The sequence below is a fragment of the Bacillus sp. z50 genome (assembly GCF_058313585.1).
In genome coordinates, this window is sequence record NZ_JBZFQL010000003.1 from 141,022 (window position 1) to 163,379 (window position 22,358).

General features: G+C 41.5%; 16 protein-coding genes. 13 read left to right on the forward strand and 3 right to left on the reverse strand.

The features are described from left to right. Positions 1-107: 107 nt before the first annotated feature. A complete protein-coding gene (locus AC4G3N_RS10095) occupies positions 108-2,189 on the reverse strand; it encodes a transglycosylase domain-containing protein (protein ID WP_491090128.1) in 2,082 nt (693 codons plus the stop codon). A 212-nt stretch (positions 2,190-2,401) separates the two neighbouring features. On the opposite strand from AC4G3N_RS10095, the gene speE reads away from it, so the two are divergent. The 4 genes from speE to argS all read left to right on the forward strand — a co-directional run bounded on the left by speE (position 2,402) and on the right by argS (position 6,424). After that, entirely contained in the window at positions 2,402-3,229 is an 828-nt protein-coding gene (gene speE / locus AC4G3N_RS10100) for a polyamine aminopropyltransferase (RefSeq protein ID WP_139892071.1), read from the forward strand. 43 nt (positions 3,230-3,272) lie between these two features. Next, a complete protein-coding gene (speB, locus tag AC4G3N_RS10105; RefSeq protein WP_491090129.1) occupies positions 3,273-4,154 on the forward strand; it encodes an agmatinase in 882 nt (293 codons plus the stop codon). A gap of 150 nt (positions 4,155-4,304) precedes the next feature. Next, a complete protein-coding gene (locus AC4G3N_RS10110) occupies positions 4,305-4,757 on the forward strand; it encodes a YwiB family protein (RefSeq protein WP_066109390.1) in 453 nt (150 codons plus the stop codon). Then, positions 4,754-6,424, forward strand: a complete 1,671-nt coding sequence (argS, locus tag AC4G3N_RS10115) for an arginine--tRNA ligase (protein ID WP_490552841.1) — start codon at positions 4,754-4,756, stop codon at positions 6,422-6,424. The genes AC4G3N_RS10110 and argS overlap by 4 nt, the downstream gene beginning before the upstream one ends. 79 nt (positions 6,425-6,503) lie before the next feature. Here argS and uvsE read toward each other — a convergent pair whose 3' ends face one another. Beyond that, entirely contained in the window at positions 6,504-7,463 is a 960-nt protein-coding gene (uvsE, locus tag AC4G3N_RS10120; protein ID WP_139892073.1) for a UV DNA damage repair endonuclease UvsE, read from the reverse strand. A 386-nt stretch (positions 7,464-7,849) separates the two neighbouring features. Here uvsE and AC4G3N_RS10125 point away from each other — a divergent pair, with 386 nt between their 5' ends. The 9 genes from AC4G3N_RS10125 (at position 7,850) to pyrG (ending at position 21,369) form a co-directional block, all read left to right on the forward strand. After that, positions 7,850-9,961 (forward strand): (Fe-S)-binding protein, encoded by a 2,112-nt coding sequence (locus AC4G3N_RS10125; RefSeq protein WP_491090292.1) that lies wholly within the window; start codon positions 7,850-7,852, stop codon positions 9,959-9,961. 224 nt (positions 9,962-10,185) lie between these two features. Beyond that, positions 10,186-11,379 (forward strand): acetyl-CoA C-acetyltransferase, encoded by a 1,194-nt coding sequence (locus AC4G3N_RS10130; protein ID WP_066109381.1) that lies wholly within the window; start codon positions 10,186-10,188, stop codon positions 11,377-11,379. A 19-nt stretch (positions 11,380-11,398) separates the two neighbouring features. Then, positions 11,399-12,250 (forward strand): 3-hydroxybutyryl-CoA dehydrogenase, encoded by an 852-nt coding sequence (locus tag AC4G3N_RS10135; RefSeq protein ID WP_491090130.1) that lies wholly within the window; start codon positions 11,399-11,401, stop codon positions 12,248-12,250. 26 nt (positions 12,251-12,276) lie between these two features. Continuing rightward, positions 12,277-13,413, forward strand: a complete 1,137-nt coding sequence (locus AC4G3N_RS10140) for an acyl-CoA dehydrogenase (RefSeq protein WP_140461895.1) — start codon at positions 12,277-12,279, stop codon at positions 13,411-13,413. A gap of 20 nt (positions 13,414-13,433) precedes the next feature. After that, positions 13,434-14,576, forward strand: coding sequence for an acyl-CoA dehydrogenase (locus tag AC4G3N_RS10145; RefSeq protein ID WP_140461894.1), 1,143 nt, complete (start codon positions 13,434-13,436; stop codon positions 14,574-14,576). Positions 14,577-14,666: 90 nt separating this feature from the next. Further along, a complete protein-coding gene (locus tag AC4G3N_RS10150; RefSeq protein WP_066109370.1) occupies positions 14,667-15,299 on the forward strand; it encodes a TetR/AcrR family transcriptional regulator in 633 nt (210 codons plus the stop codon). A 20-nt stretch (positions 15,300-15,319) separates the two neighbouring features. Continuing rightward, entirely contained in the window at positions 15,320-18,577 is a 3,258-nt protein-coding gene (icmF, locus tag AC4G3N_RS10155; RefSeq protein WP_491090131.1) for a fused isobutyryl-CoA mutase/GTPase IcmF, read from the forward strand. A gap of 398 nt (positions 18,578-18,975) precedes the next feature. Continuing rightward, complete coding sequence (gene rpoE / locus AC4G3N_RS10160; protein ID WP_148630375.1) at positions 18,976-19,548, forward strand: DNA-directed RNA polymerase subunit delta; 573 nt, start codon at positions 18,976-18,978, stop codon at positions 19,546-19,548. A gap of 222 nt (positions 19,549-19,770) precedes the next feature. Continuing rightward, positions 19,771-21,369: a CTP synthase gene (gene pyrG, locus AC4G3N_RS10165; protein ID WP_066109361.1), complete on the forward strand. Its 1,599-nt coding sequence runs from the start codon at positions 19,771-19,773 to the stop codon at positions 21,367-21,369. 341 nt (positions 21,370-21,710) lie between these two features. Here pyrG and AC4G3N_RS10170 read toward each other — a convergent pair whose 3' ends face one another. Continuing rightward, positions 21,711-22,256 (reverse strand): DUF2529 family protein, encoded by a 546-nt coding sequence (locus AC4G3N_RS10170; protein WP_066109358.1) that lies wholly within the window; start codon positions 22,254-22,256, stop codon positions 21,711-21,713. Between the last annotated feature and the right edge of the window lie 102 nt (positions 22,257-22,358).

Genomic DNA, 22,358 nt, shown 5'->3' on the forward strand with positions numbered 1-22,358 from the left:
AAGTACACTAAAAACAGTGTGCAAGCACGTAGAGCTAGGACGCAAAAATCCCCAAACCGTTAATGGTTTGGGGATTTTTGTTTTCTTATGCTCATGGGTCGGATTGTTTAAAGCTTTCCAAATGGCCATACTCTCTTGTACCACGGATCATGTGACTTTTCTTTATTCTTTTCATCAGAAGGGCTTAGATCGTTTCCCTTGTTTATATGATTATGGCAATACTGTTTCGGCTCGGTTCCTTTTTTATAGTAAGTAAGGCGTTTAACCGGGCAGGCTCCGTGTGCAAGCAAGCCGCTTTCGGGGTCAATTTCTACCGCAACAATATTTTTCGGCTGTTTAAACTCTTTAACAGGCTCATCCTCTAGGGATTGCTCCATAAAGCTCGCCCAAATTTCTTTGGCTGCAATTTTATCTTGTTTAGTTTCGATTTTCTGAGAGCGATCATATCCGGTCCAAACACCTGTCGTAAGCTGAGGAGTATAGCCAATCATCCAGCTATCATACTCAGTTGAGCCTGACTTTCCAGCATAGGGCCTTGAAAGCTTAGGTGCGATTGAGGCGCCTGTCACAGATGCGTAACCATTTAGCTTTTTATCGAACACACCTGTCAGCATTTGTGTCATGACATAGGCATCCGCTTGCTTCAGTACGGCTGTCCGTTCTAATTTTTTCTGATATAAAACCTCTCCGTCACGCCCTGTAACCTTAGTGATAAAGTAAGGTTTAACCTTTTTTCCTCCGTTGGCAAATAAGTTATAGGCATTTGTCATTTCCAAAGGCTTAACTCCGGACGTTCCAAGCGCCAGTGAGGGAACCTTGGTCATAGGAGTGGTTAATCCAAATCGCTTTACAGCCTTAACCAGTTCATCCTCTCCAAGGAACAGATGTGTTTTGACGGCAAATATATTGTCTGATACAGCCAGGGCCTGAGCCAGTGTAATCGATTCATTGGCATATCGGTTATTAAAATTATGGGGTGTATATTTTTCTTTTCCTCCTTCAAATGAAAAGGTGGTCACTTCACTTCGCAAGGTCGTCGATGGTGTGAACCCTTTTTCTAAAGCTGTGTAATATAGCAGCGGCTTAATCGTGGAACCGGGCTGTCTAAGTGCCTGGGTCGCACGATTGAATGAGCTATGCTCATAATTGGTTCCGCCAATCAATGCTTTAACCATACCGTTATGGGGATTCATCGCAATTAAAGCAGCCTGAAAATCACCTTCCGGCTGCACATGCTTGGCAATAGCCTCTTCAGCAATGGCCTGCTGCTTGGAACTGAAGGTTGTATACACCTTTAATCCCCCTTGCCTGATCAGCTCCTCATTCCCCTTTAAGACCTGACGTAACTCATGATTGACTGCATCCAGAAAATAGGGTGCCTCCTGTTTTTTCTCTGTAATCAGGGAACCGTATATGGGCAAGCGGTCGGCTAATGCCAATGTTTCTTTTGCCTGTTCTGCACTCAGCTGACTGGTTTCCTTTAAAGAGTTGAGGACAATAGCCTGCCGTTCCTTTGCGTTCTTTTTCGAAACAAGTGGTGAATAAATGCCTGGTCCCTTTGGAATGCCAGCAAGCAGGCTTGCTTCAGCCAAGGATAGATCTTTGGCATCCTTATGAAAATAATAGTGGCTCGCAGCCTGTATACCATACATTCCATGCCCGTAATAAATCGTATTTAAATAACCTTCGAGAATCTCATCCTTACTGAAATGGTCTTCAATCCGAAGAGTGTAGAGAGCTTCCTTAGCCTTTCGTGACCAGGTTTTTTCTGAATCAAGGAAGAGGTTCTTGGCATACTGCTGAGTGATTGTACTGGCTCCCTGCACCTTGGCCATGGCAATCGTGTCAGATACAATTGCTCCTATAATTCTCTTTGTATCAAACCCGTTATGATGATAAAAATTTCGATCCTCAACTGCAAGAGTAGATTGTATTAAATAAGGCGATATCTCACTGAGAGGTACCCAATACCGCCTCTCGGCCCCGTGGCTTTCCGTAAATGTACTTAAATCATCAGCTAAATATTGAGTGGTTTGCGGGACGGATATGGCTGGAGGTCCGGCAAGCTTTACAATAAGTAGGACGGTAACAAATCCAATCACTCCAAATGTAGCAATCAGTGATCCGAAAAGTATAAGGGATCTCTTATAGGCAAGTAATTTCCTTCTTCTAAGTCTGCTTGGAGACACATGTCTTCCCCCTGATCTGTTGTGAAATTATTCATATTAGTAGTATGAAAATAAACCAACATTTTTAAACGTAAAACAGACATAGAAACGATAATATTGGAAATATCGGAAAATCTTTACTTTTTTATAAGAATGCACTATACTCTTCTAAGTTTAATAGATAGTGAATGATAATTGGGCCGCTGAAACTGAAACAAGAAAAGAGGTTCATCATGGGTATTTGGTTCACGGAGAAGCAAACAAATCATTTTGGAATCACCATGAAGATAAGTCGTACCTTGCATACGGAACAAACAGACTTTCAAAAGCTGGATATTGTAGAGACAGTAGAGTGGGGTAAGATGCTGCTGCTGGATGATATGGTGATGACATCTGTGAAAGATGAATTTGTCTATCATGAGATGGTAGCCCACGTTCCCCTACATACGCACCCTTGTCCAGAGCATGTCCTCGTTGTAGGAGGCGGGGATGGTGGCGTAATCCGTGAAGTGCTTAAGCATGAGAATGTAAAAAAAGCTACTTTGGTAGAGATTGATGGCAGAGTCATTGAGTACTCAAAACAGTTTTTACCAGAAGTTGCAGGAAGCCTGACCGACCATCGGGTTGAAGTACTGGTTGATGACGGATTTATGCATATTGCCAAAAGCGAAAATAAATATGATGTAATTATCGTAGATTCTACAGAGCCGGTTGGACCGGCCGTAAATTTGTTTACGAAGGGCTTCTATGCAGGAATCTATCAGGCATTAAAGGAAGAGGGCATCTTTGTTGCACAAACGGATAACCCTTGGTTTAAAGCGGACTTAATTCAATCGGTCTTTAAAGATGTAAAAGAGATTTTTCCGATTACCGGCCTATATACGGCTAATATCCCAACCTATCCGAGCGGTTTATGGACCTTTACAATTGGTTCAAAAAAACACCATCCTTTAGAGATTTGTGATGATAGATTCATTGAAATGGAAACAAAGTATTATACAAAGGAGCTTCATAAGGCTGCCTTTGTGCTGCCTAAATTTGTAGCTGATCTTTTAAAATAAACAGAAATGAACAATATAGACGAGGATTAAAGGAGTGCAGATTATGAGATTTGATGAAGCCTATTCCGGTAATGTTTTTATAGGAAGTCATCCCAATTTTAAAGATTCAGAGGCGGTTCTCTACGGAATGCCAATGGATTGGACAGTTAGCTTCCGTCCTGGATCCAGGTTTGGTCCAGCGCGTATACGAGAAGTATCCCTTGGTTTGGAAGAATACAGCCCTTATATCGAACGACATTTAGAGGCTGTTAAATTTTTTGATGCGGGTGATATTCCGCTCCCTTTTGGAAATCCGCAAAAAAGCATTGATATGATAGAGGCGTACATTGAAACCCTTTTGGCAGAAGGGAAATTCCCGCTTGGTATAGGCGGCGAGCATCTCGTTACATGGCCGATTATAAAAGCAATTCATAAGAAGTATGAGGATTTGGCTATTATCCATTTTGATGCTCATGCAGATTTGAGAGAAGAATATGAAGGCGAGCCGCTTTCCCATTCAACTCCGATTCGGAAGATTTGTAATTTGATTGGTGCAGAGAATGTCTATTCTTTCGGCATTCGTTCAGGTATGAGGGAAGAGTTTCAATTTGCCAAGGATTCCGGAATGCATATGTATAAATTTGATGTGGCGGAGCCATTAAAAAAAGTACTGCCCACCCTTGCCGGCCGAAATGTGTATGTCACCATTGATATTGATGTACTTGACCCAGCACATGCACCGGGTACGGGAACTGCTGAAGCAGGCGGTATTACATCTAAAGAAATGCTTGAGGCTATAACTGCTATATCAAACTCTGGCGTAAATGTGGTGGGAGCAGATCTTGTAGAAGTTGCTCCTGCTTATGATTCCTCTGAACAAACACAAATTGCTGCAGCTAAATTTATTCGCGAAATTCTTTTAGGTTGGGTAAATAAACGCCTGTAATTGAATAAGACTAGCAATCCCCTGTCTATGATAGTAGAGCAAGGGGATTTTTTTTAGAAAAAAAGATTCGGACAAGTTGCCAGAGAGTTTTTCTTTACCTTATACTTGTATGATTGAGTAAAATAATCAATTCCAGGGGGAATTCATTAAATGACCGAGGAAAAAAGCAACGCACCCATAGAGGTCATGGTACGGCTAAAGACGCATATCCAATATGTTGACGATGAAGAGAACATCGAGCTAATTACATTTGGCACGTTGCATCACATGCCAAATGCCACATATATCCGCTATATTGAGCACGTTGAAAACAATGGGAAAATCAATACAACTGTTAAATATGACGGGGATGAAATGCTAATTATTAGAAGCGGCGCGGTTAAAATGAGACAGCTTTACAAAATTGGCACAGAAACCAGCGGCTCTTATGAAAGCATTCATGGTACACTGGATTTAACGACACGTACAAATAAGCTGGAGCATACCGTCCATCCGGAAACGAAGGAAGAGATTTTCCATGTTTCCTACAACCTATTTTTACAACAAGAGAATGTGGGCAACTACTCACTTACATTGACGGTCAAGGAGGAAAAGACAAGATGAACATCGTAACAGAGATTCAGGATCAGATTAAAGAAGAGATTAAGCAGGCAGTAATTAAGGCTGGATTAGCGGAAGAAGCGGTGATTCCAGGTGTAATTCTTGAATTGCCAAAGGATAAAACACATGGAGATTATTCTACTAATATGGCTATGCAGCTTGCCCGTATTGCTAAGAAGGCACCTCGGACAATAGCAGAGGAAATCATTAATCATTTTGATACTTCAAAGGCATCAATTGAAAAAATTGAAATTGCCGGACCGGGATTTATCAATTTTTATTTAAACAATGGATACCTAACAAATCTGATTCCTGCTATTTTGGAGTCAGGTGAAGCTTATGGGGAATCAAATGTAGGCGGAGGAGAAAAAATTCAGGTTGAGTTTGTTTCTGCGAATCCAACAGGAGATCTTCACTTGGGTCATGCCCGCGGTGCGGCAGTTGGGGATTCTTTATCCAATATCCTGGCTAAAGCTGGCTGGGATGTATCTCGTGAATACTATATTAATGATGCGGGTAACCAAATCAATAATCTGGCATATTCCGTTGAAGCTCGCTATTTACAGGCGCTTGGAATGGAGAAAGAAATGCCTGCAGATGGCTATCATGGAGAAGACATTATCAATATCGGTAAACGTATGGCTGAAGAATTTGGCGATAAATATGTAAATGCCGATGAAGAAGAGCGCTTTAAATTTTTCCGTGAGTACGGGTTAAAATATGAAATGGAAAAATTGAAAAAAGACCTTGAGAGCTTCCGTGTCCCATTTGATGTATGGTTCTCTGAAACATCTCTTTATGAGGATGGCAAAATTATGCCTGCATTGGAGCTGTTAAGAGAAAAAGGATATATCTATGAGATGGATGGAGCTACCTGGTTCAAATCTACTGATTTTGGCGATGATAAAGACCGTGTATTAATTAAGAATGATGGTTCATACACTTATCTCCTACCAGACATCGCATACCATAAAAATAAGCTGGAACGCGGATTTGAAAAATTAATCAACATTTGGGGAGCAGACCATCATGGGTATATTCCTCGTATGCAAGCTGCGATTCAGGCGATGGGTTACGGAAAAGACACGTTGGAGGTAGAAATCATTCAGCTTGTTCACCTGTTTAAAAATGGTGAGAAAATGAAAATGTCCAAGCGTACAGGAAAAGCTGTCACAATGAGAGACTTGATGGAGGAAGTTGGTTTAGATGCCGTGCGTTATTTCTTTGCGATGAGAAGTGCGGACACGCATATGGACTTTGACCTTGATCTTGCTGTATCCGAATCCAATGATAATCCAGTGTACTACGCTCAATATGCACATGCTCGTATTTGCAGTATCCTTCGTCAGGGAGCTGAAGTGGGTATTATATTGGAAGGGGACGCAGAGCTTAGCCGATTAGGTTCTGAAAAAGAAATTGACCTTCTGAAGAAACTTGGTGAATTCCCACAAGCGGTTGCAGAAGCGGCTCAAAAACGTATGCCGCACAGAATCACGAATTATATCTTTGATCTGGCTTCCACATTCCATAGCTTCTATAATGCTGATAAAGTATTAGATCAGGAAGAGCCTGAAAGAAGTAAAGCTAGACTTGCTCTTGTTCAGGCAACAAAAATTACACTGGCAAATGCATTAAAACTAATTGGTGTATCTGCTCCAGAAAAAATGTAATCTCATATTAATAAAATGCCCACACCTTAAGAGAGGTGTGGGTTGTTTTTTTAAGCTAGTAACAGAATGTTATCAAATATTATCTAATCCTGATGCTTCCGCCGCTTATTCGATTGATTCCTCTTAATGAAGCCAAATCCTCAATCAGCTTCATCATCGCAATATCCTTATTTTTTGCCTCGATTATGAAATCAATTTCAGGAATCCCTATTTGTTTCAGCATTTGGATAAATGGCATGATAAAGTCAACGTCGACGTTGGCTGCGTGTGCGCGAATTTCATTTTCCGAACGGGGAGAAGATATATGGATTTTAGGCTTCCAGCCTCTCAATTCCCATGTCAGAAGAATACGGGGCAACAATTTTTCCAATGGAGTCATAGAAGGATTTGCCACGTGATGATGGTAATCAAATAAAAGCGGGATATCCTCATGCTCACAAACCTGCAGAGTCTCTTCAGTTGTATAAGTCTTATCATCATTTTCGAGTGTCATGAGCTGCTTAATGGATTCAGGGATTTTTTGGCTATTGGCATAAAACCGTTGAATAGCCGTTTGTTTATTTCCATATGATCCGCCGACATGGATATTAATGAGTGCTTGGTCTGGCATTCCCATAGCCTCCAGCATTTTATAATGGTAAACCATATCTTCAACCGCTTTATCTGTCACATCATGATTAGGAGAGGTAAAAAGTGTAAAGGCATTCGGGTGGAAGCTGACACGAAGCTTGTGTTTCCGTACCAGTTTGCCAATTTCAGCCCAATCTTTTTTGAAAGGTGTAATAAAATCCCACTTAACATCAGGGTGAGTTGCAAGCGGTACAATCGAGCTTGAGAAACGATAGATCGGTATTTCATGTGCAATATTATAATGGAGAATTCGTTTGGTGGTTTCGATATTTTGTTTAGTAATTGCGAGTAATCGTTCGATTTGCTCTTCTTGAGATAGTCCGCTCCATCGTGTATAGGTGATGGTTTTGGAGGGGGTTGAATTCCAAAGATTTAAAGCAGTGGATACATATCCAAATCGAATATCCATAAATAAAGGCCTCTCCTTTCCATGTTTTTAAGTAGTAGCCGTTTATTAAGCTATGCGGCAGGGTATTGGTATTAAACTGTAAAATACTTCCTGTATATGGATTGAAACTGAACAATGTATACCTCAAAGTAGTTCCTCTAACCAATATCTACTCATCTTAGTATGACTAAAAATATAAAAATAAATCTCAAATGATCTATTCGACAAACTAGATTATATTTACCATGTTTTAATAATTAATCTAAAATATGTAAGTTATTGATTGACTGAATGCTCATTCATTATATAAAATATAGTTATACTATATTGGGTTTAGTGTCGTTTTATGTTGTAGGTAACTTTTAAATCATGCTTTCGGTAGCAAAAGGGGGAAGACGGGGATGGAGATGAATGGTCTTCTATGGATCAACTTAGTTGCAGCTGTTCTTGTAACCGCTTACGCAGTTTGGCTGTTCACGTATCTGATCAGAACAAGGATTGCCTATATTAAACTTGGCAAGAAAACTGAGTTTGATAATGACGTAAAGATGAGGCTGGAAAAGATTTGGGTATTTGTATTTGGGCAGAAAAAGTTACTGAAGGATAAGAAAAGCGGAACGATGCATGTGCTCTTCTTTTACGGGTTTATCCTTGTCCAATTTGGAGCGATTGATCTAATTTGGAAAGGGATTAAACCGGGATCTCATTTGCCATTGGGACCTATATATCCGATTTTTACTTTTTTCCAGGAGATAGTTGTACTCCTGGTACTGGTGGCTGTTGTTTGGGCATTCTATCGCCGTTATATTGAGAAGCTTGTTCGGCTAAAGAGGGGATTTAAAGCCGGTCTAGTTCTGATCTTTATCGGAGGATTAATGCTAGCAACGCTTGTAGCGAACGGGGCTGCTATTGTATGGCATGGCGGTGAGCTTCATTGGTCAGAGCCTGTTGCTTCTACGATTGCGATGGCGCTTGGCTGGATGAATGAGACAGCTGCCATAGCTGTATTCTATGTGGCCTGGTGGATACATTTACTATTCATTTTGACGTTCTTGGTATATATTCCGCAATCGAAGCACGCACATTTAATTGCCGGACCAGCCAATGTTTATTTGCACAGATTAACTCCGCCAAAATTAAAGAAAATTGATTTTGAGGATGAAACACAGGAAACGTATGGAGCAGGTAAGATTCAGGACTTTACGGATCTGCAGCTCGTCGATTTATACGCATGCGTGGAGTGCGGCCGTTGCACCAATATGTGTCCGGCAACCGGGACAGGAAAAATGCTGTCACCAATGGACGTTCTAATTAAAATGCGTGACCATTTAACGTTTACGGGAGCTGCAGTTACAAGGAAAGAGCCATGGGTTCCGGGATTTGTATTCAGTAATACGAAAGGCAATCAAATCGCGGTGGCTGCACAGGGTGCGGGTGCTGCGGAGTCTGCGGCAGCAGCTGAATTGTACAATCCAGCTTTGGTGGGTGAGGTTATTACAGAGGAAGAGCTTTGGGCATGTACTACATGCCGCAACTGTGAGGATCAGTGTCCGGTTATGAATGAGCATGTTGGAACCATTATTGATATGCGTCGCTTTCTTGTATTAACGGAAGGTAAAGTACCTGCTGATGCTCAGCGTGCGATGCAAAATATCGAACGTCAGGGAAACCCTTGGGGATTAAACCGTAAAGAGCGTGAAGATTGGCGTGAAGCTCGTGAGGATGTAGTTGTACCGACTGTGAAGGAAATGAAGAAGTCTGGTGAAGAGTTTGAATACTTATTCTGGGTCGGCTCAATGGGATCCTATGACAACCGTTCACAAAAAATTGCTTTATCATTTGCGAAACTTTTAAATGAAGCCGGCGTTAAATTTGCGATTCTCGGTAATAAGGAGAAAAACTCCGGAGATACACCGCGACGTCTTGGGAACGAATTCCTGTTCCAGGAGCTGGCTACAAAGAATATTGAAGAGTTCGAAAAAAATGAGGTCAAAAAGATTGTTACAATCGATCCGCATGCTTTCAATATCTTCAAAAATGAATATCCGGACTTCGGCTTACAGGCAGAGGTTTATCACCATACACAGGTGCTGGCTGATCTAGTGAAGGAAGGCAGATTAAAACCAACTTATGCCGTTAATGAAAAAATTACGTTCCATGATTCTTGTTACTTGGGAAGGTACAACGATGTCTATGATGCACCGAGGGATATTTTAGAAGCAATTCCGGGAGCCTCATTTGTAGAAATAGAAAGAAATCGCGAAAATGGAATGTGCTGTGGAGCGGGTGGGGGCTTGATGTGGATGGAAGAGGAAACAGGCCACCGTATCAATGTTGCCCGTACGGAACAAGCTCTTGAGGTCAATCCGACAGTTATCAGCTCAGGCTGTCCATATTGCTTAACTATGTTAAGTGACGGCACAAAGGCGAAGGAAGTTGAAGAAGAAGTTAAAACATACGATGTGGCAGAACTGCTTGAAAAAGCGGTATTTGGGGAACATAGGGAGCTTGCATCTTAATTTTCACCGATATATGAAGGGGTTCATATAGTAATAGATGAGACAGAAACGGAAATTTACACAACTATTTGTTTTCGAAATATTGTGTAAATATTTCCGTTTCTTTCTTATTTACAGTAAAATACAAATATACCAAATTAAAGCGCTTACATATTTTCTGCCAACGACGAGCGAGCGTTCAGTCAATTAACCAAAGTATGAAATTTGAAAGCGGAGGGATAACGATGGGGAAAACCGTAATTATTGATGGAGCTAGGACGCCTTTTGGAAAATTTGGAGGAGCATTAAGCAGTTTAACAGCTTCGGAGTTAGGCGGAATAGCAATCAAAGAGGCTATAGAACGTGCAGGTGTAAATGCGGCAGATGTGAATGAAGTCATTATGGGATGTGTATTACAGGGTGGCCAAGGGCAAATCGTTTCTCGTCAGGCCTCAAGACATGCAGGGCTTCCATGGTCAGTAAAGACAGAGACGATTAATAAAGTATGTGCATCGGGTTTACGAAGCGTCACGCTCGGAGACCAGATCATTCGGCTTGGTGAAGAAGAAGTTATCGTGGCCGGCGGGATGGAATCAATGAGCAATGCTCCATATATTCTTCCGAAAGCAAGGTGGGGAGCTCGTATGGGAGATACGCCGCTGGTCGATATGATGGTCCATGATGGTTTGACATGCAGCTTTACCGGTGTACATATGGGGTCTTACGGTAACAGCACATCTGAGGACCTGGAATTATCAAGAAGTGATCAGGATAACTGGGCTTATCAGAGCCATCAAAAGGCAATTCGAGCCATTGAATCCGGCCTTCTGCAGGAAGAAATCGTTCCAGTATCGGTCAAACAGCGTAAAGGTGAGCCGGTTGTTGTGGAAATCGATGAAGCGCCGCGAAAAGATACGACAGTGGAGAAGCTGAGTTCCTTGAAACCGGCATTTGACCGGGATGGAACAATAACGGCTGGAAACGCACCGGGGATTAATGACGGGGCTGGAGCACTTGTTTTAATGAGTGAGGATAAAGCAATTGATGAAGGATACAAGATTGGTGCAAGAATTATCGGCCATGCCGAAATTGCTGTGGAAGCAAAGGATTTCCCAAAAACTCCCGGCTTAGTCATTAATGAGCTGCTTAAGAAAACAGAAAAATCACTGGATGATATTGATTTATTTGAAGTGAATGAGGCATTTGCAGCGGTTGCCCTTGCGAGTGGCAAGCTTGCCAATCTTGATGCTGAAAAAGTGAATGTAAATGGTGGAGCGGTTGCCCTTGGCCATCCAATCGGAGCTAGTGGGGCGCGAATCATTCTCACCCTCATGTATGAACTGAAGAGACGTGGCGGCGGTATAGGGATCGCGTCTATCTGCAGCGGCGGCGGACAGGGAGATGCCATTATGATCGAAGTGCCAAAGGCAAAAGAATAAAAAAACGGGGTGAAGTGGGATGGAGATTAAAAAAATAATGGTCATCGGTGCAGGGCAAATGGGGTCTGGAATTGCACAGGTTTGTGCGGTATCAGGGTTCGAGGTGTTTCTGCACGATTTAACTGAAGAGTTTGTAAAAAAGGGTCTGGTTACCATCGAAAATAATTTGTTAAGGCAAGTGGAGAAGGGGCGTTTAAGTGAACAGGAAAAAGTAGAGATCCTGGAAAGATTAACACCCTCAACTGAAATGAAAAATGCAGGTCATGTCGACCTCATAATTGAAGCAGCTACAGAAAATATGGATATCAAAAAGAAACTATTTAAAGAGCTTGATGAGGTTGCGTCGGTTCACACAATTCTCGCTACGAATACCTCTTCCTTACCAATTACGGAAATTGCAGCAGCAACAAAACGTCCGGAGCAGGTAATCGGTATGCATTTTATGAATCCTGTGCCTGTCATGAAGCTTGTGGAGATCATTCGCGGTCTCGCAACTTCTGAAGAAGTATATAAAAAAATTGAAGAGACCGCTAAAGAGCTCGGAAAGATTCCGGTAGAAGTAAATGATTTTCCTGGCTTTGTTTCAAACCGCATACTCATGCCGATGATCAACGAAGCCATATTCACCCTATATGAAGGGGTTGCTTCCAAGGAAGCCATTGATGAAGTGATGAAGCTGGGGATGAATCATCCAATGGGTCCGCTGCAGCTCGCTGATTTTATTGGGCTTGATACATGTTTGTACATTATGGAAACCTTGCATGAAGGTCTTGGAGATGACAAATATCGGCCATGTCCGCTGCTACGTAAATATGTAAGTGCCGGTTGGCTCGGCAAGAAATCCGGCAGAGGATTTTACCAATACAACTAAGTTTGTCAAAAAGGAGGCTGGCTGCAATGGAATTCACGTTTACGGATGAGCAGCAAATGATGAGAAAAATGGTTCGTGAATTTGCCGTCAAGGAAATCGAGCCATTTGTACCAAAGATGGAAGCTGGATTGTTTCCGAGGGAGATTGTATCCAAAATGGCGGAGCTTGGACTGATGGGGATTCCGATACCGGAGTCATATGGCGGGGCCGGAATGGATTATATCTCCTACATTACAGCGATACATGAAATATCGAAAATAAGTCCGACAGTCGGCGTGATTTTATCCGTCCATACATCTGTTGGAACCTACCCGATTTTGAATTTTGGTAATGAAGAACAAAAAAAGGCGTATATACCGAAGCTTGCAAGTGGCGAATATCTGGGTGCTTTCTGTCTAACTGAACCAAGTGCCGGATCAGATGCAGGCTCCCTGAAATCAAGAGCTGTAAGAAAAAATGGGGAGTATATCGTCAATGGTTCAAAAATATTTATCACGAATGGCGGTGAGGCAGATGTCTATATTGTTTTTGCCTCTACGGATCCTTCTAAGAGAAATAAGGGAATCAGCGCTTTTATTGTAGACAAAGACACGCCCGGACTTATCATCGGCAAGGATGAAAATAAAATGGGCTTGCATGGATCAAGAACAGTTCAGCTCATCTTTGAGGATATGAGAGTACCGGCCGAGAATCTGCTAGGGGAAGAAGGACAGGGAATGTCCATCGCGCTGAATAACCTGAATACAGGGCGGATTGGGATTGCAGCACAGGCACTTGGAATAGCGGAAGGGGCTTTTCAGCATGCTGTCCAATATGCAAAGAATCGCAGCCAATTTGGGAAACCAATCTCTGCTCAGCAGGGAATAGGCTTTAAGCTCGCCGATATGGGGACAATGGTTGAGGCTTCAAAATTACTGGTTTATCAGGCAGCTGCTTTAAAAAGTTCGAATCAGCCTTGTACAAAGGAGGCATCCATGGCAAAGCTGTTTGCCTCGCGTACGGCAGTTGAAGTGGCGACCGAAGCAATCCAGGTTTTTGGAGGCTATGGCTATACCGAGGAATACCCAGTAGAACGTTATTTCAGGGATGCAAAGGTGACAGAAATATACGAAGGTACAAGCGAAATCCAACGAATAGTAATCAGTAAGCATTTGATGGGCTAATAGAACAGGGGGAAATAGGAATGAATTTTAAATTATCAGAGGAACATGAAATGATTCGCAAAATGGTTAGGGACTTTGCCCGGAATGAAGTCGCACCGACTGCGGCCGAACGGGATGAGGAAGAGCGTTTTGACAGGGAAATCTTTAACAAAATGGCGGAGCTCGGGCTTACAGGTATTCCTTGGCCAGAGGAGTATGGTGGAATCGGCAGTGATTATGTAGCCTATTGCATTGCCATTGAAGAACTTTCGCGTGTCTGTGCTTCAACAGGTGTTACGCTATCTGCTCATACATCATTGGCTGGCTGGCCAATTTATAAATTTGGCAATGAAGAACAAAAGCAAAAATATTTAAGACCTATGGCGCAGGGAGAGAAAATTGGAGCGTATGGGCTGACGGAGCCGGGATCGGGCTCGGATTCGGGAGCTATGAAAACAACTGCCCGTCTGGAAGAAGATCATTATGTTTTAAATGGCTCTAAAATATTCATTACAAATGGGGGCGTGGCGGATACATATGTGGTCTTTGCATTGACAGATCCGTCCTCTAAACATAAAGGTACAAGCGCATTCATTGTGGAGAAAGATTTCCCTGGCTTTAGTGTTGGAAAAAAGGAAAAGAAACTCGGGATTCGTTCATCTCCAACAACAGAGATTATTTTTGAAGAGTGTAAAGTACCGAAGGAGAATCTATTAGGTACAGAGGGAGAAGGATTTAAAATCGCCATGATGACCCTTGATGGAGGAAGAAATGGCATTGCTGCGCAGGCAGTTGGAATCGCTCAGGGAGCGCTCGACGCTGCAGTGGATTATGCGAAGGAGCGAGTTCAGTTCGGTAAACCAATTTCTGCCCAGCAGGGAGTTGGCTTTAAGCTTGCAGATATGGCAACCAGTATAGAGGCTTCAAGACTTTTAACCTATCAGGCTGCTTGGCTGGAATCCGAGGGACTTCCATATGGAAAAGAGTCGGCTATGTCCAAATTATTTGCCGGCGATACAGCAATGAAGGTCACAACAGAAGCGGTACAGGTATTTGGCGGGTATGGATATACAAAGGATTATCCGGTTGAGCGCTATATGCGCGATGCGAAAATAACACAGATTTATGAAGGAACACAGGAAATCCAAAGACTTGTTATCTCAAGAATGCTCACCAAAAACTAATTTCAAATTTTTATAGGGTTCTTCCCGGCTATCTTTATCCGGGGAGAATTGATTTTTAAAAGAAATACTTGTAGGTAGGTGGGTGAAAGGGTGAAGAGAATCGTAGTCCATGCCTCGGTAAAGGATGAGAGGCTTGTGAAAAAACGCCGGGACGAGATGATTAAAGGGGCGGTCTCTTTATTCATAGAGAAGGGCTACCACCGAACAACAACAAGGGAAATAGCAAAGGCAGCAGGATTCAGTATTGGAACGCTCTATGAATATATCAGATCAAAGGATGATATTTTATATCTGGTTTGTGACAATATTTACGATGAGGTGAAGGACCGGCTTCAAAAGGCGCTTGAAGAAAGCGAGGGAACATTTGCCGGGCTGCGCTTAGGTATCGCCTATTATTTTAAAATTTGTGATGAAATGCAGGATGAAGTATTGGTGATGTACCAGGAAGCAAAATCATTGAGCAGGGCAGCATTGCCATATGTATTAAATAAAGAAAATGAAATGACGAAAATGTTTGAGGAACTTATTCAGACATGTGTACAGCATGAGGAAATTGATTTAAGCCCGATACAAATTCACCTGCTTGCACATAACATTATTGTTCATGGACAAATGTGGGCATTCAGGAGATGGGGACTTAGAAAAAGCTATACAATCGATCAATATATTGAAATGCAATCGCATCTTCTTTTAAGCGGTTTAGCCAATGGGGAAAACAGATAAGCAAAGGGGAATGAAAAAAGATGAATAAAGGATATAAACCGAAACACCCTATTCGTTTTGTGACGGCTTCGAGTTTATTTGATGGGCACGATGTCAGTGTCAATATTATGAGAAGAATTCTTCAGGCAAAAGGAGCGGAGGTGATTCACCTCGGTCATAATCGTTCTGTTGAGGAAATTGTTAATGCAGCTATTCAGGAGGATGTTCAGGGGATTGCTGTTTCTTCCTATCAGGGTGGTCACGTAGAATTTTTTAAGTATATGTACGATTTGCTCAAGGAAAGAGGAGCCGGCCATATTCGTATTTATGGGGGCGGCGGAGGAGTCATCATACCAAGGGAGATTAAAGAGCTACATGAATATGGGATTGCAAAGATTTTTTCACCGGATGATGGAAGAGAAATGGGCCTTGAGGGCATGATGGAATTGCTAATACGTGAATGTGATTATCCACTGCCCCCGCTTGAAGAGTTGAATGAGGGGAATCTATCCGTATCGGCCCCATTAACTGTAGCACGCGCGATTACGATGGTGGAAAATCGCTTGCTGGCTGGGCAGGAAGCCGTTGCTTTGTCAGATGAACTGCAAAAAATAGATGATAAACAGGTTAACCATATTCCGGTAATTGGGATAACCGGTACTGGGGGAGCGGGAAAGAGCTCGCTTACAGATGAATTAATAAGGCGATTCATTAATGAAATCCCTGAACAAAACATAGCAATTCTTTCGATTGACCCAACGAAGCAAAAAACAGGCGGAGCGTTGCTTGGAGACAGAATACGAATGAATGCCATTTTTCATCCGCGTGTGTATATGAGGAGCTTGGCGACGCGGAACTCACACTCTGAGCTTTCCAATTCGATAAAAGATGCAATAGCTGTCGTAAAAGCAGCCGGATTTGATGCTGTAATTATTGAAACAAGCGGAATTGGCCAGGGAGATGCGGCAATAACGGAAGTATGTGATATATCCATGTATGTCATGACAAGTGAGTTTGGAGCCCCTTCACAGCTTGAGAAAATAGATATGATTGATTTTGCTGATTTAATTGTTATTAATAAATTTGAAAGAAAAGGATCAGAGGATGCATTGCGCCAGGTTCAAAAACAATACCAGCGCAGCCGCAATCTATTTGATAAGGATCTGGCTGAAATGCCGGTGTACGGAACGATTGCGAGCCAGTTTAATGATGTGGGTACAAACGCACTTTTTGCTGCGTTGCTTGAAGTCATTGAGAAGAAAACAGGTCAGGAATACAAAAGCCGTTTTAATACATCTATGCGTTCAGAAAAGCAAAATGTCATCATCCCTCCCGACCGTCAATATTACTTACGGGAAATCGCTGAAACAGTAAAGCAATATCATACCGCCTCACTTGAGCAACAACAGATTGCCAGGCGAGTATTTCAAATAGAAGGTACCATACAGGCGTTAGAGGAAGAGGGATATTCAGCGGATGGAACAGAGCCGCTGAGCGAGCTTCAAAAGGGATACAGGCAAAATCTAACCAATGAGTCAAAAGCCATTCTTGATGGCTGGAATAATCAGAAGGAATTATATTCAAAAACAGAACTGATTACGAAAGTACGAAATAAGGAAATTAAGACAGAATTGAGGACTAGTACATTAAGTGGTCTGACCATACCGAAAGTAGCTTTACCTAAGTTTCAGGATTATGGAGAAATCCTGCGCTGGGTACAGAAAGAGAATGTTCCCGGGAAATTTCCGTTCACTGCAGGTGTGTTTCCGTTTAAAAGACAGGAAGAGGATCCGAAGCGGCAATTTGCCGGAGAAGGATCACCGGAGAGAACGAACCGCCGTTTTCATTATTTATCAAAGGATGATACGGCCAAACGGCTGAGCACGGCTTTTGATTCGGTCACACTATATGGCGAGGATCCGCATATACGCCCAGATATTTATGGGAAGGTTGGGGAAAGCGGTGTAAGTGTCTGTACCCTTGAGGATATGAAAAAACTCTATGATGGGTTTGATTTATGTTCACCAAGTACTTCCGTTTCTATGACAATCAATGGCCCTGCTCCCATCATTCTTGCTATGTTTATGAATACCGCCATTGATCAACAAATAGAGAAAAAGCAAGCAGAGCTTAAAAGAACTCTTACTTCTGAGGAAAAGGAAACTGTAAAAAAAGAGACCCTGGAGATTGTCAGAGGAACCGTTCAGGCAGATATTTTAAAGGAAGATCAGGGACAGAATACATGTATCTTTTCTACTGAGTTCGCATTAAAACTGATGGGCGATATCCAGGAGTACTTCGTAAAAAATCGGGTGAGAAATTATTATTCTGTCTCCATATCCGGTTATCACATCGCTGAGGCAGGAGCAAATCCCATTTCACAATTAGCATTTACACTGTCGAATGGCTTTACGTATGTAGAATATTATTTAAGCCGAGGTATGGACATTGATTCGTTTGCACCGAATCTCTCGTTCTTTTTCTCAAATGGACTGGACCCAGAATATACTGTTCTCGGACGTGTGGCAAGGCGAATATGGGCAATTGTTATGAGAGATAAATACGGTGCGAATGAACGAAGCCAAAAGCTGAAATATCATATCCAAACCTCGGGACGTTCCCTGCATGCTCAGGAAATTGATTTTAATGATATCCGTACGACTCTGCAGGCTTTGCTTGCTTTGCAGGATAATTGTAACTCCCTGCATACCAATGCCTATGACGAAGCAATCACTACACCAACGGAGGAATCCGTACGAAGGGCCATGGCCATTCAGATGATTGTTACGAAAGAATTTGGCTGGATGAAGAATGAAAATTCTCTTCAGGGTTCCTTCATTGTTGAGGAATTAACGGATTTAGTAGAAGAAGCGGTTCTCCGCGAATTTGAACGAATCAACGACAGAGGTGGAGTCCTTGGAGCAATGGAAATGCAGTATCAACGTGGCAAAATTCAGGATGAATCTCTTGTTTATGAAATGAAAAAGCATTCGGGTGAGCTTCCGATTATTGGTGTGAACACCTATTTAAATCCTAATCCGCCGAGTGAAGATGAAGTAAACAATATGGAATTGGCCCGTGCCACAAAGGATGAAAAGGATTTACAAATTGCTAATCTAGATAAATTTAAGGAGATTCATGGAATGGCTGCAGAAAATGCTCTAACTCAACTCAAAGAGGCTGCCATTAATGGAGAGAACATATTTGAACAGCTGATGGAAACTGTTAAAACAGCCAGTCTTGGCCAAATCACCCATGCATTATATGAAGTTGGAGGGCAATATCGCAGAAATATGTAAGTTTCTGTGCTACCAGAGTACAGACTAATTAATGTCTGTACTCTGATTTTTTAGGATGACATTCAAAGGATTGATCATTTGCTCAATATTTGTGTATGGGATTGAACATTAATAGCTGGTTGTATGGTAGGATAAAAAAGTAGAAGCTTTTTATTATAAGATACATAAAAGCAGGTTATAATGGAGAAACGAGAGGATACTGGAAACGGGTTGAACAAAGACCGATCAGTGCCCCTTTAAGTCCTTGTGATGGCTTTTTATTTATATTCTTATAAAGCCGCAAGAGGAAAAAGGATAGAACGGATAAAATAAAGTGGCAAAAAGATGAATCGTTTGGTTATAATGGGATATGCATAATTGGGCATTCATGTTGATTTGATAGAAAGGAAGTGCGAACAATGAAACTAGCCAACCTGTCTAAGGAAGAAGTAAGTGAAATGGCTTACATTGAAATTGCGAACGTGTTACTTATAGAAAAGAAAGAAGCAATAGATTTTAAGGTAATGATGGATAAAATCCAAAAATTACTTGGTTTGACAGATGAAGAAGTTAGTGCAAAAATGGGCCAATTCTATACAGATCTAAATGTAGACGGCCGTTTTATCAGTATTGGAGACAATCGCTGGGGACTAAAAGGATGGTACCCTGTTGAACAAGTTGAAGAAGAAACAGTTCCAGCTTCTAAAGTGAAGAAGAAGAAAAAAGGCAAAAAAGCACTCGTTGATGACTTTGATGATGAGGATGAAGTTCTTGATTTTGATGATCTTGATGACTTCGATGACGACGATGATGAGGATGATTCTTTAATTGATGATTTCGACGATATCGATGACATCGATGATGATGAGGATGATGATGACGAGGATCTAATCGAGGACGAAGTTATCGTTGAGGATGATTATGATCTTGACGAAGAAGAAGAGGAAGAAGATCTTGTGATTGACGAAGAAGAAGAGGACGACAATCGCTAATCCTTTAACCTTGACTTAAAGTGTCAATCTTTGTAGAATATTCATTGGGCTCCTTTAAAATAAAGGAAACACTATTAAGCGATTTTAAGCTCCCTTGCTTGCAAGGGGGCTTTTTTATTTTTTTTAGGGGATAGGCCCGATGAAAAAACAAAAACTAATCACTATTAATAGATTTGTGCTTACCAAATGAAATCAATACGATCTTTTAGGAGGTTTTTATAGATGACAAAATATATTTTTGTTACAGGCGGAGTTGTATCTTCTTTAGGAAAAGGGATTACAGCTGCTTCACTTGGCCGCTTATTGAAAAACAGAGGCTTGAAAGTGACAATCCAAAAATTTGACCCATACATCAATGTGGACCCGGGAACGATGAGTCCTTATCAACATGGTGAAGTTTTCGTAACAGATGATGGTGCAGAAACAGATTTAGACTTAGGCCATTATGAGCGTTTTATTGATATCAATTTATCTAAGCTTTCCAATGTAACAACAGGTAAAGTTTACTCTCACGTGTTAAAGAAAGAGCGCCGCGGAGACTATTTAGGCGGAACGGTGCAAGTAATCCCGCATATTACGAATGAGATTAAAGAGCGGATTTTGAAAGCTGGCCATGATACAAATGCGGATGTCGTTATTACCGAAATTGGCGGAACAGTAGGGGATATTGAATCCTTGCCATTCCTGGAAGCGATTCGTCAAATTAAGAGTGATATTGGCAGCGATAACGTTCTATACATTCACTGTACATTGATTCCTTACCTTAAAGCTGCTGGTGAAATGAAAACAAAGCCTACACAGCACAGTGTTAAAGAATTGCGCAGCTTAGGTATTCAGCCAAATATTATCGTCGTGCGTACAGAATTACCAATCTCTCAGGATATGAAAGACAAACTTGCTCTGTTCTGTGACATTGATAAAAATTCTGTCATCGAGTGCCGTGATGCAGAAACTTTATATTCCATTCCATTGGATCTTCAGGCACAAGGAATGGACGAAATTGTTTGTAACCATTTGAAATTGCAAACAAACGATGCAGATATGACAGAATGGAAAGAGTTGCTACATAAAGTAACGAATCTGACCAAAGAAGTGAAAATCGGTCTTGTTGGAAAATATGTAGAGCTTCAAGATGCCTATATTTCTGTAGTAGAAGCATTAAAACATGCCGGCTATGCATTTGATGCAGATGTGAAGATTAAATGGATTAACGCAGAGCATGTAAATAAAGAGAATGTAAATGAAATGCTTGATGATGTGGATGGTATTTTGGTGCCGGGCGGATTTGGAGACCGTGGTGTTGAAGGAAAAATCCTGGCAACCGAATATGCCCGCACTAACAAAAAGCCGTTCTTTGGAATCTGTCTTGGTATGCAGTTAGCATCCATTGAATTTGCACGTAACGTTCTTGGGTTAAAAGATGCTCATTCTTCTGAGCTTAATCCGGAAACGACAAACCCAATCATTGACTTACTTCCTGAACAAATTGATATCGAGGACCTTGGCGGGACTCTTAGACTTGGTTTATATCCATGTAAAATTGTTCCTGGAACGAAAACATTTGAAGCTTATCAAGATGAAGTGGTATATGAGCGCCACCGCCATCGTTATGAGTTCAACAACCATTACCGCGAAGATATGGAGAAACAAGGCTTTATCTTCTCAGGTACCAGCCCGGATGGACGTCTGGTAGAAATTATTGAATTGAAGGATCATCCTTGGTTCATTGCTTCTCAATTCCATCCAGAATTCAAATCAAGACCACAGCGTCCGCAGCCATTGTTCCGTGAATTCATTCATGCATCACTAGGCGAAAAATAATAAAAATAAAGGTGTACAGAAAATCAGTTACTACTGATAGCTCTGTACACCTTTTTTATTTTCGAGTGATTTTTTACTCAAAAGTGATATTTGTACTCATAAGGGCGATTAAATATACAATTCGTCCTATAAAGGTTCAATAAATTGGAAAACGCTCATCTGAAAAGGCTATTCAATTAGTTGAAATTATAAAATTTCAACTAACCTCAATCGTCCAAACTTACAACTTTATATAGTAAACGAAATCATTATCAGAAAACTTTTATCAAACAAAAACAGACAAGAAACTTGCTGGTATGCGCTTACGTAATGTAAAGTTATTTTTTGGCCAAGCAGGATAATTATTCTTCTTCATATTCCTTAATGATTTCATCGATTGACAGAGTGATTCCCTGATAAACGAAGAGGGCGGCTGCAAGGGTGGGAATCCCGCTTCTTGTTCCATCCTCATTTGGAATAAGACCTCGTGTTGCTTTTAAATCAATATGGATATCTGCCAGATTGGCAAGGTTCGGCGTATTGATATCATCTGCAGCAGGAGCCAGGGAAACGGCAACAAAAGGGATACGCTGTCCGTTTAAGGATTCAGCTAAAGCAACTGCTTCCGGTTCGGTTGCAGTTCGTGCAAAAATGATGGCGCGGTCTCGTTGCTCGATTTGAGCCATATATTGGCCGTTATACAATCGCTTCACGCCTTTGATCGGTTCAGGTCCATCGATTGCCTGGCTGATAATCCCATCCATTTCTTTAAAACCATGAAGATAAACAATACCATGGCTGACTAAAGCCTGAGCTAATAATCTCGCTGCGTCCTCCATATTTTCCTGTTCATCTTGTTCAATTTTTTTATAAATACCAGTTAATTGAGTTAAATATATTTTCAGCATTTGGGTCAACTCCTGATTTTAATAGTAATAGATGCTTTCATTTTTACTGTTTTTACAGCATTAAAATGATAAGTTCCTGTCAAAGTATAAATGCTTGAACGT

Excerpts from the sequence above, each read along its gene's own strand:
- AC4G3N_RS10140 (WP_140461895.1), top strand. The coding sequence starts at position 12,277 with ATGGAATTCACGTTTACGGATGAGCAGCAAATGATGAGAAAAATGGTT.
- uvsE (WP_139892073.1), bottom strand. The coding sequence starts at position 7,463 with ATGGATATTCGATTTGGATATGTATCCACTGCTTTAAATCTTTGGAAT.
- pyrG (WP_066109361.1), top strand. The coding sequence starts at position 19,771 with ATGACAAAATATATTTTTGTTACAGGCGGAGTTGTATCTTCTTTAGGA.
- AC4G3N_RS10130 (WP_066109381.1), top strand. The coding sequence starts at position 10,186 with ATGGGGAAAACCGTAATTATTGATGGAGCTAGGACGCCTTTTGGAAAA.
- rpoE (WP_148630375.1), top strand. The coding sequence starts at position 18,976 with ATGAAACTAGCCAACCTGTCTAAGGAAGAAGTAAGTGAAATGGCTTAC.
- AC4G3N_RS10110 (WP_066109390.1), top strand. The coding sequence starts at position 4,305 with ATGACCGAGGAAAAAAGCAACGCACCCATAGAGGTCATGGTACGGCTA.
- AC4G3N_RS10170 (WP_066109358.1), bottom strand. The coding sequence starts at position 22,256 with ATGCTGAAAATATATTTAACTCAATTAACTGGTATTTATAAAAAAATT.
- AC4G3N_RS10145 (WP_140461894.1), top strand. The coding sequence starts at position 13,434 with ATGAATTTTAAATTATCAGAGGAACATGAAATGATTCGCAAAATGGTT.
- speE (WP_139892071.1), top strand. The coding sequence starts at position 2,402 with ATGGGTATTTGGTTCACGGAGAAGCAAACAAATCATTTTGGAATCACC.
- argS (WP_490552841.1), top strand. The coding sequence starts at position 4,754 with ATGAACATCGTAACAGAGATTCAGGATCAGATTAAAGAAGAGATTAAG.
- icmF (WP_491090131.1), top strand. The coding sequence starts at position 15,320 with ATGAATAAAGGATATAAACCGAAACACCCTATTCGTTTTGTGACGGCT.
- speB (WP_491090129.1), top strand. The coding sequence starts at position 3,273 with ATGAGATTTGATGAAGCCTATTCCGGTAATGTTTTTATAGGAAGTCAT.
- AC4G3N_RS10135 (WP_491090130.1), top strand. The coding sequence starts at position 11,399 with ATGGAGATTAAAAAAATAATGGTCATCGGTGCAGGGCAAATGGGGTCT.
- AC4G3N_RS10125 (WP_491090292.1), top strand. The coding sequence starts at position 7,850 with ATGAATGGTCTTCTATGGATCAACTTAGTTGCAGCTGTTCTTGTAACC.